General features: G+C 49.6%; 11 protein-coding genes. 6 read left to right on the top strand and 5 right to left on the bottom strand.

Going from position 1 to position 12,797, the window contains the following annotated elements; translation table 11 throughout:
* Positions 1–28: 28 nt before the first annotated feature.
* Positions 29–814, top strand: a complete 786-nt coding sequence (locus H6F73_RS17030; RefSeq protein ID WP_190759963.1) for a circadian clock KaiB family protein — start codon at positions 29–31, stop codon at positions 812–814.
* Positions 815–856: 42 nt separating this feature from the next.
* On the opposite strand, the gene H6F73_RS17025 is transcribed toward H6F73_RS17030, so the two are convergent.
* The 5 genes from H6F73_RS17025 to H6F73_RS17005 all read right to left on the bottom strand — a co-directional run bounded on the left by H6F73_RS17025 (position 857) and on the right by H6F73_RS17005 (position 6,659).
* Positions 857–1,870, bottom strand: coding sequence for a GDP-mannose 4,6-dehydratase (locus H6F73_RS17025; protein WP_190759962.1), 1,014 nt, complete (start codon positions 1,868–1,870; stop codon positions 857–859).
* A gap of 101 nt (positions 1,871–1,971) precedes the next feature.
* Positions 1,972–2,874 carry an alpha/beta fold hydrolase gene (locus H6F73_RS17020; protein WP_190759961.1) on the bottom strand — a complete coding sequence of 301 codons (903 nt, stop codon included), beginning with the start codon at positions 2,872–2,874 and terminating at the stop codon, positions 1,972–1,974.
* Positions 2,875–3,075: 201 nt separating this feature from the next.
* Positions 3,076–4,059: a substrate-binding domain-containing protein gene (locus H6F73_RS17015; protein WP_190759960.1), complete on the bottom strand. Its 984-nt coding sequence runs from the start codon at positions 4,057–4,059 to the stop codon at positions 3,076–3,078.
* 28 nt (positions 4,060–4,087) lie between these two features.
* Complete coding sequence (locus H6F73_RS17010; RefSeq protein WP_190759959.1) at positions 4,088–5,539, bottom strand: serine/threonine-protein kinase; 1,452 nt, start codon at positions 5,537–5,539, stop codon at positions 4,088–4,090.
* Positions 5,540–5,654: 115 nt separating this feature from the next.
* Positions 5,655–6,659, bottom strand: coding sequence for a LysR family transcriptional regulator (locus H6F73_RS17005; protein ID WP_190759958.1), 1,005 nt, complete (start codon positions 6,657–6,659; stop codon positions 5,655–5,657).
* 375 nt (positions 6,660–7,034) lie between these two features.
* On the opposite strand from H6F73_RS17005, the gene H6F73_RS17000 reads away from it, so the two are divergent.
* The 5 genes from H6F73_RS17000 (at position 7,035) to H6F73_RS16980 (ending at position 12,593) form a co-directional block, all read left to right on the top strand.
* Positions 7,035–7,748 carry an NnrU family protein gene (locus tag H6F73_RS17000; RefSeq protein WP_190759957.1) on the top strand — a complete coding sequence of 238 codons (714 nt, stop codon included), beginning with the start codon at positions 7,035–7,037 and terminating at the stop codon, positions 7,746–7,748.
* Positions 7,749–7,849: 101 nt separating this feature from the next.
* Positions 7,850–8,239 (top strand): thioredoxin family protein, encoded by a 390-nt coding sequence (locus H6F73_RS16995; RefSeq protein ID WP_190759956.1) that lies wholly within the window; start codon positions 7,850–7,852, stop codon positions 8,237–8,239.
* Between the two features lie 5 nt (positions 8,240–8,244).
* Positions 8,245–8,499: a hypothetical protein gene (locus tag H6F73_RS16990; RefSeq protein WP_190759955.1), complete on the top strand. Its 255-nt coding sequence runs from the start codon at positions 8,245–8,247 to the stop codon at positions 8,497–8,499.
* Positions 8,500–8,743: 244 nt separating this feature from the next.
* The gene (locus tag H6F73_RS16985) at positions 8,744–10,831 is read left to right on the top strand and encodes an NAD(P)H-quinone oxidoreductase subunit 5 (RefSeq protein ID WP_190759954.1); all 2,088 of its coding nucleotides are present in this window, start codon (positions 8,744–8,746) and stop codon (positions 10,829–10,831) included.
* A 151-nt stretch (positions 10,832–10,982) separates the two neighbouring features.
* Positions 10,983–12,593 carry an NAD(P)H-quinone oxidoreductase subunit 4 gene (locus H6F73_RS16980; protein ID WP_190759953.1) on the top strand — a complete coding sequence of 537 codons (1,611 nt, stop codon included), beginning with the start codon at positions 10,983–10,985 and terminating at the stop codon, positions 12,591–12,593.
* Positions 12,594–12,797 lie beyond the last annotated feature (204 nt).

Raw genomic sequence — 12,797 nt, 5'->3', positions numbered from 1 at the left:
AATATTTTAAGTTCTGAGTTCTGTTGTTATGAATTATAGAGCGAAGTTTCAAGAGACTAAGAACTCAGCAACTTCTCTCCCCCAAGTGTTTAAAGGCATTGCCTTGTTTACACCTGGGGGAGATTTGATTTATTGCATTGATCCAAGTAAGCACAGCCGTTGGCACCTGCATTTGTGTGCAGCGCTTCAGGAAAGACTGGGTTTGCCAGAGCCACCCCATTTTTTGGTGCCGGGATATACGGCAACAATTGACCGCTGGATTGATCCTTACACCCAGCAGCTAAGAATTTCTGCGGAGGCTCATGCGCCGGTTTTACGGCATAAAGCACTGCTGAGTGCAGTTTTTAATACAGGTGATTTGGTTTGGCAAGCTGCACCTTGGCTAGAGCAATTATGCAATCCAATGGTATTGGCAACCTATCGGTCACAGTTTCCTCAGCTTTGGGAAGATCACGACCTGGTGATCCGTGTTGAACGCACCGGCATTGATGTTCCTGCCTCTGCAGAGCCGGTGATCTTCGCACCTGAGCGAGTAGAAACGAAAGGTTATATTTTGCGCCTATTTGTTGGTAAAAATACTGCTGCAACTGAACGCACTTTGGAGCGGCTGCACCAGCTTTTAGAGCGAGCGATCAGCTGTCCTTACACGCTGAAAGTGATTGATATTTTTAAACATCCAGAGCAAGCAGAAGCCGATCAAGTCTCTGCAACGCCGACTCTGGTTAAAGTGTGGCCGCGACCTGTCCGGCGCATTGTGGGTGAGTTAGAGAATGCCGGCGAAATTCTGCGAGTTCTAGGCACCTTGGATAATTAGGCGACCACAAACAAAGCTTGGGGAAAGGTGCCGGTAAAGCCGTTAATTTGTAGGTTTGCTGGAGGTGGCAGTTAAGCCAGAGTATGACTCCGCTTTTACCAAATTTGCCTGCTTTGCTTCTACCATCATTCGCACTACATCCTGCATCTTGTATTTCGCTTGCCAACCTAGCTGTTCCCGCGCCTTCGCTGGATGACCTCTGCCGACTGCAATATCTGTAGGCCGGTAAAAACCGGCATCAATGACGACATAATCATGCCAATCTAAGCCCACACAAGCAAAAGCTGCCGCTACAAAGTCTTCTAACTTATTACTTTCACCTGTTGCAATCACATAATCATCAGGCTTTTCTTGTTGCAACATTAAATACATCGCTTCAACATATTCCGGTGCCCAACCCCAGTCCCGCCGAACTGAAATATCACCCAAATGCAACTTCTGTTGACTTCCTTGAGCGATCGCGCAAGCACCGGCAACAATCTTTTGCGTAACGAAGCGCCCAGGCCGCAGGGGAGACTCATGGTTAAACAAAATGCCGGAACAGGCAAATAAACCGTAAGCTTCGCGATAGTTCGCCACTTCCCAAAACGCTGCTGCCTTTGCCACAGCATAGGGGCTGCGGGGACGAAAGGGAGTGGTTTCGTTAGCTGAAGCATCGCCAGTATCTCCAAAACACTCACTGGAGCCGGCATTGTAAATTTTAATCGGTGCGCCGGTGAAGCGAAGCGCCTCTAGTAAATTTAGGGTGCCGGTGGTAATACTTTCCAGCGTCTCCACCGGCTGCTCAAAAGACAGCCCCACCGAACTCTGCCCTGCCAGATTGTAAACTTCATCCGGCTGAATTTTCCTTAGTACCTGCAAGACACTGCGGAAATCAGTTAGAGACATTGACTCTAATTTCACCTGTTCCCGAATGCCCAAGCGCACCAAATTCCCAAAAGAAGACATTTGGGCATCCCGTGAAGTGCCGCAGACAATATAACCTTTCTCCAGAAGTAACTTGGCTAGATATGCCCCATCCTGACCCGATATCCCACAAATTAGCGCTTTTTTCATATTGCTGATCCTCTATAAAGTCTTCGTTCAATAGATATTGTGAAGGCAAAAGACAACGATTCTGCCTTTTGCCTTTTCACCGACATTCAACCGGCATCCTTTTAAGAGGCAGAGTTTCCCGTTTGCTGAGCTAGCCAGTTCAAAATGAACGAATTCACAATCTCTGGTCGTTCATCATGGGGACAATGGCCGGTGTTGGGAATAGAGACAAATTCTATCGGTTGAGTTTGGCTCAATTCTTCATAAATGCGTCCACCGGCAATTGGTGTCCAAGGGTCATTTGCTCCCCATAAAACAAGCAACGGATGCTTGACTTGTGGCAACAATTCTGATGGTTCCGGGCCGGGAGGCGCTGCGAGAATTGAGGCAAACACACGCTGAGCACCTGGATCGCAGGAAGGTTCATAAATCAAATCGATCAGCTCGTCGGTAACGGCGTCATGGTTGCAATAAACTTGTTGCAGTGTGCGACGCAGACGGTTTTTCTGGCGGATGCGGTTAAATAAGAACGGCCCTATAACCGGCGAAGTGACTAATTTGGTAAAGATGCCCATCACGGTTCGCAAGGGCAAATTCAGTTCATGAGGTCGATGATTCAATCCCCCGGCACAGTTGATCAAAATGCCGGCGGCGGCAATTTCTGGATGATTGGCAACCACCATCAAACTCAGCAGTGCACCAATGGAATTGCCCACAAATACTGCCGGTTCCTGAATTTGTGATTCCCAGAAATCCTTCAGCATTTCTTGCCACAGTTCCAGGGAATAATCGAGTGCCGGCTTATCTGAAGCACCAAATCCTAAGAGATCCAAGGCAAATACTCGGTAGCCGCCGGCAGCGAGTGCGGGAATGTTGTTACGCCAGTGGCCAATTGAGGCTCCAAAGCCATGAATCAACACCAGGGGGCGACCCACGCCCATCACAGTGTATTGGATTTTGTGGCCCTGCCAAGTCCAAGTGAGCCTTTCAAACGTTGATGCCGGTGTTAGCTGTTGTGTTGTCACAGTCGTTTTATGAAGTTTCTTAAACTTCTTTGATCATAGTATTGTTCTTTCGGCAAACCAGAACCGCGAAAGCAACTGATTAATCAAATTAAATACGCTGAAGCTCTATCACATTGAAGCAAATTAATCAAGATAGTCTTGCTTTCAATGGGTCAATTTGCTATAGATGCCGGCCTAAACCGCTTTTTAAAATTGAAAAACTTAGCGGATTCTCACAAATCCAGCCTTTTCAATCAGCTCTTGACCTTGAGGCGTTAGCAGTAAATTAGCATAGGCTTCACCGGCTTGTTGATCAATTTGACCGTTCTGTTTAATCACAACTAACAGGCGACGGGTAATCGGATACTCACCACTCTGAAATACAGCCGTATTCACTTGGTTGCGCTTAGCTGGGCACTGATCAAGGGGAATAAAAGGCTCCTTATACGGAGCAATGAGCTGATTGAGATTACGGCCCACCGGCAGCGCCTTGATCTTACACTGCGAGACAACCAAAGGGGCTGAGGCTTGAAAAATTCCCCCAGGATCAGTAGCAACCTTCCGTAAAGCGTCTGTTGGAGTGGGCACTAATTCAAACCGGCCAGCGGCATCACCCTGTACCGCGTAGCGCGTAATTTTCAAGTCAGGGCCGCCCACTTGGCTCCAATTGGTAATCTTGCCGCTGTCAATATCATTGACTTGGTCTACGGTTAAACCGGGTATATTCAAACTTGGGTTTACGGCAACCGCCCTGCCATCAATCGCCACCGGCACCTCTTTCAGCATAAAACCCCGTTGTTGCGCCTGTTGGTATTCCTTATCTTGAACCGGGCGAGAGGAGTGAGCGAAGGACAGTTGATTGTCTAACAGCATCCGCAGCCCTGTACCCGAACTCGGAATCGTATTGTAAGGGTGGGTGTAGCGCAAGCGAAACTGAGGCCAAACCGTTTGAATCGCGGAATCTAAATCTCGCCGAATCGGTGCCCAAGTCGTGCTGCCACCATAGCTGAAAAGTCCGCTAGGCACGTTCTGCACTTGAGCAAATGTTTCAGCACTCGATGATCTAACCGCAGCCGATTGATGGTTAATTGCACGATTTTTATTAACCGCAAAGTGGTTGAGCAACCACCAGAAACCTGCCCCCAATAATCCAGCGGTGATTAGGAGGGACAAAACGAGAACAGTGGTTTCCTTATTTTGAGACATGGATAGATTGCCCTACTCCCCCACCGGCTTAAAAAATACTGGAAAGTAACTTGTAAATTAGGCGAAACAGTGCGGTGAGGGCGACTGCAGATAAGCCGGCCAAGGCGGCAATTGCCACTACGCCCTGAAGGCCAAATCCACCTTGTAACTGGGAAACGCCCAACACAATCGCCAGCGTCACAATCGCAATAATTGGTAAATCCTTGCCCTCAATCACACGGCGGGCTTGGGCAAAGATCACACTCGCCAAGATTCCCAACCAAATAAGATAACTTACTCCAGAAATTCCGAGTGCACTACTAATGGCAATCGCCAGTAAAGCCCCCTGAAAGCCGGTAAATGCAGCTCCTCCTAACAGCTCAAAGGTTGAGAAGGAAGGCTTTGTTGGGCGTTGTAGGGGGGCTGGTGGGGACTGCTGAGCCGGCGGTGTTGCGGGTGCTGGGCGGGGGGCTGTGATCTGGGTGGGTAGAGAAGTCGGCGGCATTGACGGCGGTGGGTTAAGAGAGGGTGCCGGTTGGGGTTGTTGGGGAGAAAGGGCGGCAATCACCTCGTCGGCTGACTGGAAGCGCCGGCTGGGAGCAGATAGCAGCATCCGATCTAAAATCGTTGCGAGATGATCACTAACCCGTGCATATCCTCTCCAGTTCAACTCATTGCTGTAGGAATCAAATAACTCCATTGCCGACTTGCCTGTGAGCAATGTAATGCAAGTCACTGCCAAGGCGTACAGATCAGTGGAAGGAAAAACCGTGCTGCCGGCCATTTGTTCTGGCGGTGCGAACCCCATCGAATAGATGCCGGTGCTGCGCTGATGTCCGGGATCTCCCCCTGCTGCCTGCGCCACTTGCTTGACGGCACCGAAATCTAACAAAAAAAGCCGGCCATTGCGAGCACGCATAATATTCGCCGGCTTGATATCTCGGTGGATGGAATGGTGTTCGTGGACAAATTTCAGCACCTTGAGGATTTCTCCCAGCACTTCCAAAATCTCTGCTTCAGAGAACTGCCCTTTCTGCGCCAGTTCCTCCTCTAAATTTTGCCCATCAATAAATTCTTGTACCAGATAAAAAAACTGGTCTGGTTTGCCCGGTTGCAAGCCGGGGACTTCCAGGGGAAAGAATGCAAACAGATCCGGGATTTGGGGATGCCGGTTGCCCAATTCCTCTAAAACCACCGCCTCGCGCTCAAATAAACCTTGGGCGATTTGCATTTGTTGGGGAGTCAGATCGCCTGCCGGTTGAAACTGTTTGACCACACACTGACGCATCGCCGGGGTATAGCGATCGCGAGCAAGAAACGCTGCGCCAAATCCTCCCTTACCCAGGAGTTTCACCGGCAGATACCGCCCAATTAAAATCAGCGGCATCCCGCAGCTGGTGCAGAACTTCTGCTGCACTGTTTTGAGAATGTTGCTGTCATCGAGATCGGCAAAAGAGTTGACGGGACGGGGACAGCCGGTGCGGGTGCAGAGAATTTCCATAGCCGTCAGAAGTCAGAGTTCAGCGATCATCGGTTATCGGTCAAAAGTCAAGGGCGAAAGCTTGGGGACAAATAACTGAGGATTTGGGACAGGAAAACCCGATCAAAAACCCAGATTAACTTCCTGTTGAGTTAGGGGAAGCTGTCTCTAAAGCATTTGATTCCACCGGCAGAGTCGGTATCAGATGCTTTTCCAGCCCTTGCGTGGCAAATTGGGGTAATATTTCGCGGCTAAATGCCTCTGCGGCTTTTGAGCGATAGCGGTTCGGATTATAAATAACTGACAGCATCCGTTTCACCACCACTTCCTCAATGGGAGCACGGTGGATCACGCCCATCTGCAACTCCTTCTCAATCGCAGAAATCGAGACAAACGCAGCACCTAAGCCGGCTTGCACGGCATTTTTAATTGCTTCAATCGAGTTCAATTCCATCTCGATTTTGAGCCGGCGCGTATCGATTCCGCAGCGAGAGAGAACCTGATCGATCACCTTGCGAATCGTTGATTGCGAGTCAAGGGTGATAAACTGCAATTTGTAAAGGTCTTCTTTTTGAATCGGATCAATTTTAGTAAGCGGGTGAAAAACCGGCAAAATCAGGGCCAGTTCATCATCGGCATAAGGCACAACTTCTAAAGATTCTTGCAATTCTGGGGGAATTTCACCGCCGACGATGGCCAAATCAATTTGACCATTGGCCACACTCCACGCGGTGCGCCGAGTTGAGTGAACGTGCAATTGTACCGCCACATCGGGATAGCGTTGCCGGAACATCCCAATCATGCGAGGCAGAAGATAAGTCCCTGTTGTCTGAGAAGCGCCAACAATCAGGGTGCCGCCTTGAAGGTTTTGCAGATCCTCAATCGCTCGACAGGTTTCCTGGCAAAGCGTCAAAATCTTTTCCCCGTAGCTGAGAAGTAGGTGCCCTGCTTCTGTCAGTTGGGCACGCCGGCCCCCCCGATCAAACAATGGTACATCCAACTGCCGCTCTAAATTTTGCACTTGCAGACTGACAGCCGGCTGTGAGACATATAAGCTATCAGCGGCCCGTTTAAAACTGCCCTCAGCGGCGATTGCTTTGAGGATGCGTAACTGATCTAACGTGAAAGGAAGGTCGGACATATCGCTAAACCTGAAAGGGGAAAGGAGCCTTGAGGCAGCCAACCGATTCAACGGATGCGGACTGAGTGATTAAGTGGCCCAGTATGTTTTGGTGCTTCTAACACAACGACAGTAGCACAACAGGGTACACGTCCCTTTAAATCGTTTGTGACGATGGGGGTCAAAGTCCAAGCACAAAGAAATTAGTGGCTCAGAAGAAGATATCCAGAATCTTTCAACTGCAACCTTGACCAGTTGTACTAAGATTTACCTGACTTGCACAATATCTAGAAGTGGGTACAACTGGACTCTTCTGAATGTATCAGGAATTAACCAACTGACCCCAACCTGTAAGTCGTGCTGATTGTATTTTATTTTTTCGATTGAGTGAGTGCGATGTCTTTTAATGGGCTAACGACGAGCCATTTGATCATGCTGGGACTGCTGCTGGGTTTTGCGATCGCTCACAGCGGTTTAGCCGGCTTGCGTCCTTGGGGAGAAAAACGCCTAGGGGCGAGGCTTTACCGCGTCTTGTTCGCCCTGGTGAGCTTGCCTTTAGCCGTGGTGCTAATTGTCTATTTCTTTAATCATCGATATGACGGCTGGCAGTTGTGGCAGGTGCAGGGAGTCAGAGGAGTGCAGCCGGCAGTATGGGTACTCTCGGCAATTTCTTTCTTTTTTCTCTACCCAGCAACCTTTAACCTCTTAGAAATCGCAGCGGTGACTAAGCCCCAAGTTCACCTCTACGAAACCGGCATCATCCGCGTCACCAGGCACCCCCAGATGGTAGGACAGATCATTTGGTGTATTGCCCACACACTCTGGATCGGCACCTCTTTTACCCTCGTCACTTCCATCGGTTTGATCCTGCACCATATCTTTGGAGTGTGGCATGGGGATCGCCGGCTTGCCAGTCGTTACGGAGACGCGTTTGAAGCCGTTAAATCTCGCACTTCGATTACCCCCTTTTTAGCGATTCTCCAAGGCCGGCAAACCTTTGAGTGGCGGGAGTTTGTCCGTCCGTCGTACCTAGGCGTCACCGGCTTCATCCTGCTGCTATGGTGGGCGCATCCCCTGTTAATCCGAGTAACAGCCAGTGCCGGCTGGTAAAATTCGCCGCAAACGTTACGAATTCAGTTGTCCAGATGATCCCAATTAGCGGTAGCATGATCCCAAAGCCGATAGTAAACAGAAATAAATCTTGAGGAATCATGCTGCTGTCAACTATTAGTGAGCGGGCGTTTACACAAGAAGTTTTAGAATCTTCCACTCCTGTTTTAGTTCATTTTTGGGCACCCTGGTGCGGCCTGTGCCGAATGATTAACCCCATCTTGATGCGCTATCAGGCAGAGTGGGGCGATCACCTCAAAATTGTTGGATTTAATGCTGACGAAAGTTTAAAAGTAGCAAACACTTACCGACTTACGACTTTGCCGACGTTGATCCTGTTTGAAGAAGGCAAAGTGCGGCATCGACTCGATGGTTTTAACGGACGAGACGATCTGCGGATGGCGCTAGAAGCGATCGCCCTCAACTACGCAAAACATTCTAAAACCCTTTGTCTGCAGCCGGCACAGGAGCGCCATCCTTATTCTGCCTAGAAAAAGTGTCTGATCTCGTCGAGTTTCAACAACCCCACTTGGAGCAAAGTCTTGGTGGGGTTTTTCTATGGAGGGGCATGGGGCATGGGGCATGGGGCATGGGTCAAGGCTTCGCCTACCTAAAGGTAGGGGCATGGGGCATGGGTCAAGGCTTCGCCTACCTAAAGGTAGGGGCATCGGGCATGGGACTAGGGAAGAGGGGGAGAAATGTGGTGAACAGCCTATCCCATGCAATCTTCTATTTCACCATTTCGGACTAACTAAGCTATGCCGGTGGGGAGTAGCATATCATCCCCTCGCTTATGGTAAGTCACTACAAGATTGCCCTATGCCAATTTTTAAAAGTGATCTTTTTACTTGCAGTAGTCAAACAAAAATGTTAAGCGACTGTCTATTTGACTGAATTTTAAATCATTATAATCCCCAGTCGTAGCCGCGCACCGTATGTCACAATGTAAACAATTCTGCCAAATGAGTAAAGAAACTTAAAGTAGGCGTTCAGTGATGGAACCAATCTATCAGTATGCCTGGGTGATTCCAGTCCTGCCTCTATTAGGGGCAATGGTGGTTGGCCTGGGCTTAATTTCTTTTAATGGGTTAACCAACCGTCTGCGGCAGTTGAATGCTGTGTTTATAGTCTCCTTGCTAGGAGCAGCAATGGTTTTTTCCTTTGCGCTGCTCTGGAGTCAAATTCAAGGTCATGAACCCTATCTCTATACCTTGGAATGGGCTGCAGCGGGAGATTTCCACCTGCGGATGGGCTACACGATTGACCCCCTGACCTCTCTGATGTTGGTCATCGTGACAACCGTAGCCTTTTTGGTAATGGTTTATACAGATGGCTACATGGCTCACGATCCGGGGTATGTGCGCTTCTACGCATACCTGAGCTTGTTTAGCTCCTCGATGTTGGGTCTGGTGGTTAGCCCAAATCTGGTACAAGTTTATATTTTCTGGGAACTGGTCGGTATGTGTTCATACCTGCTGATCGGGTTCTGGTATGACCGAAAAGCGGCGGCGGATGCTTGCCAGAAGGCGTTTGTCACAAACCGCGTGGGTGACTTTGGTTTGCTGCTGGGAATTCTGGCACTCTATTGGAGCACCGGCAGCTTTGAATTCAACGAGATCGGTGCACGATTGCAAGATTTGGTGCAGTCTGGTGCCTTAAGTGGTGGTTTGGCTGCCTTATTTGCAATTCTGGTCTTTTTAGGGCCGGTCGCCAAATCAGCGCAATTTCCCCTGCAAGTCTGGCTGCCAGACGCAATGGAAGGCCCAACACCCATTTCAGCCTTGATTCACGCCGCAACAATGGTTGCAGCCGGCGTCTTTTTGATCGCCCGGATGTACCCAGTGTTTGAAGGCGTGCCGGTGGCAATGGATGTAATCGCTTACACCGGCGCTTTCACAGCCTTTTTAGGGGCGACGATTGCGATTACTCAAAACGACATTAAAAAAGGCTTAGCTTACTCAACCATCTCCCAGCTCGGCTATATGGTGATGGCAATGGGAGTGGGAGCTTATGGAGCCGGCTTGTTTCACCTAATGACCCACGCTTACTTCAAAGCCATGCTGTTCCTGTGCTCTGGCTCAGTAATTCACGGCATGGAAGGCGTTGTGGGTCATGATGCCGTCTTGGCGCAGGATATGCGCCTGATGGGAGGTTTGCGGAAACATATGCCGGTGACAGCCACCACCTTTTTGATTGGAACCTTGGCGATCTGCGGGATTCCGCCATTTGCCGGCTTCTGGTCTAAGGATGAAATCTTAGGTTCTACCTTTGCCGTAAATCCATTTCTGTGGGGCGTTGGCTGGGTGACTGCCGGCATTACCGCCTTCTATATGTTCCGGATGTATTTCTCGACATTTGAAGGGAAATTCCGGGGTAATGATCAGCAGATTCGCAACCAGTTGCTTGCAGAAAGCGGCAAAGAACTGCAGCCGGCTTTTGGGCCAGGAGCGATGAACCCCAAGGAATTGGAACATGACAGCGACCCTCATGCCCATCACGGTCATAGTGAATTTCCTCACGAGTCACCGCTAACGATGACGTTCCCCCTGATGGCGTTGGCAGTGCCTTCTGTCCTGATTGGTTTGCTGGGAACTCCCTTTGCAAATTACTTTGAGGAGTTTATCCATCCCCCAACCGTCATGGCGGCTGTGGAAGCATTGCATGGAACACCGGCACTCGAACACGCAGAGGAATTCAATTTAAACGAATTCCTGATCATGGGCGGCAGTTCTGTCGGGATTGCTTTGATTGGCATCACCCTCGCTTCTCTGATGTATCTGAGTCGCAAGATTGACCCCGCAGCAATCGCCAAAACAATCCAACCACTCTACAAGCTGTCGCTCAACAAGTGGTATTTCGATAACATCTACGATTTCCTCTTCGTCAAAGGTAGCCGCCGGTTAGCGCGGCAAGTGATGGAAGTGGACTATCGAGTTGTTGATGGTGCTGTGAACCTCACAGGTTTAATTACAGTATTGAGTGGCGAAGGGCTGAAATACTTTGAAACGGGCCGCGCTCAATTCTACGCCCTGATAGTATTTGGGGCTGTTTTAGGAATCGTGATTGTCTTTGGAGTAAGTTGATAGTCGGGCATGGGGAATTGGGCATAGGGCATGGTAAACAATCCAACCAATGCCCGATTCCCAATCCCACCGCTTCGCGGAGGCAAGCTAAGGATGTGGATATTGCCGCATTCTGGCTCATTGCTCAATTGCCAATTAACAATTTGCAATTATGAATTTAGCTGATTTTCCCTGGCTCACATTTATCATCTTGTTTCCAATCACGGCAGCGCTGCTGCTTCCCGTGATCCCGGACAAAGATGGTAAAACGGTGAGATGGTACGCCCTGATTGTGGGGCTGATTGATTTAGCCGTAACGGTTTACGCTTTCTACAGCCAGTACGATTTGAGCAATCCTGAGTTGCAACTGGTAGAAAGCTATGCTTGGGTGCCGCAACTCGATTTGAATTGGTCGGTGGGTGCCGATGGGCTGTCAATGCCGCTGATTTTGTTGACTGCCTTTATTACAACCCTGGCAATTCTCGCCGCTTGGCCGGTGACGCTGAAGCCGAAGCTGTTTTATTTCCTGATGCTGGCCATGTATGGGGGCCAGATTGCGGTGTTTGCCGTTCAGGATATGCTGCTGTTTTTCCTAGTTTGGGAACTGGAATTGGTGCCGGTTTACCTAATTCTGGCGATTTGGGGCGGCAAGAAGCGGCAATATGCGGCAACGAAGTTTATTCTCTACACGGCGGGGGGTTCGCTGTTTATCCTGTTGGCAGCCTTAACGATGGCGTTTTACGGGGATACCGTAACGTTTGATATGCGGGCGATTGCCAACAAAGATTACGCCATGAACCTGCAGTTGTGGCTTTATGGGGGCTTCTTAATCGCCTACGGGGTAAAGCTGCCAATTTTTCCGCTGCACACTTGGCTGCCTGACGCCCACGGGGAGGCGACGGCACCGGCACATATGTTGCTTGCCGGCATTCTGTTGAAAATGGGCGGTTATGCGCTGTTTCGCATGAATGCCGGGATGCTTCCAGATGCTCATGCGGTGTTTGCGCCGGTGCTGGTGATTCTGGGGGTTGTCAATATTATCTATGCCGCCCTGACTTCCTTTGCCCAGCGAAACTTAAAACGCAAGATTGCTTACTCTTCGATTTCCCACATGGGGTTTGTTCTGATTGGGCTAGGTTCTTTTACCGACCTAGGAACGAGTGGGGCAATGCTGCAAATGGTTTCCCACGGGCTAATTGGGGCAAGTCTCTTCTTTATGGTGGGAGCCACCTATGACCGAACGCACACCCTGATGCTAGATGAAATGGGGGGCGTTGGGCAGAAGATGCGGAAGGTTTTCGCGATGTGGACGGCTTGTTCTCTGGCGTCTTTAGCACTGCCAGGGATGAGCGGTTTTGTGGCGGAGTTGATGGTATTTGTAGGCTTTGCAACCAGTGATGCCTATAGCTCAACGTTTAAGGTGATCGTGGTATTTTTGGCAGCGGTTGGGGTGATTCTAACTCCGATTTACTTGCTGTCGATGCTGCGTGAGATTTTCTACGGCCCAGAAAATAAAGAACTCGTCAGCCACGAGGTTTTGGTGGATGCGGAACCGCGAGAAGTGTTTATCATTGCTTCTCTGTTGGTGCCGATTATTGGGATTGGTTTATATCCCAAGATTCTGACTCAGGTTTATGATGCAACGATCGTGCAGCTAACGGCGCGACTGAGAGATTCGGTGCCAACGCTAGCGCAGAAGCCGCATTCTAAGCCGGTGGCGCTACAACCGGCACCCTTAGCGGATCTGCCGGTGCTTGTTGCCCCGGTGATTGGCGGAAGTTAGAATTTCACCCAATATATTGTGTTTGTTTGCCGGCTTCTCAGTTATTCTGAGGAGCTTTTTTTATTTGATTCGTTCCCTCTATTCCCAAAGCTTAGGCGGGTTGAATGTTTTAAATCTCGGCACGTTTTTACAGAGAGAAATTCTCCTACCAAAAAAAAGTTGGATGTTTTAAAGACCTGCAAGTTTTTATAGCAAAAAATTTTT

This window comes from Microcoleus sp. FACHB-68, from assembly GCF_014695715.1.
GTDB lineage: Bacteria > Cyanobacteriota > Cyanobacteriia > Cyanobacteriales > Oscillatoriaceae > FACHB-68.
This window is presented reverse-complemented; position numbering and strand designations above follow the sequence as displayed.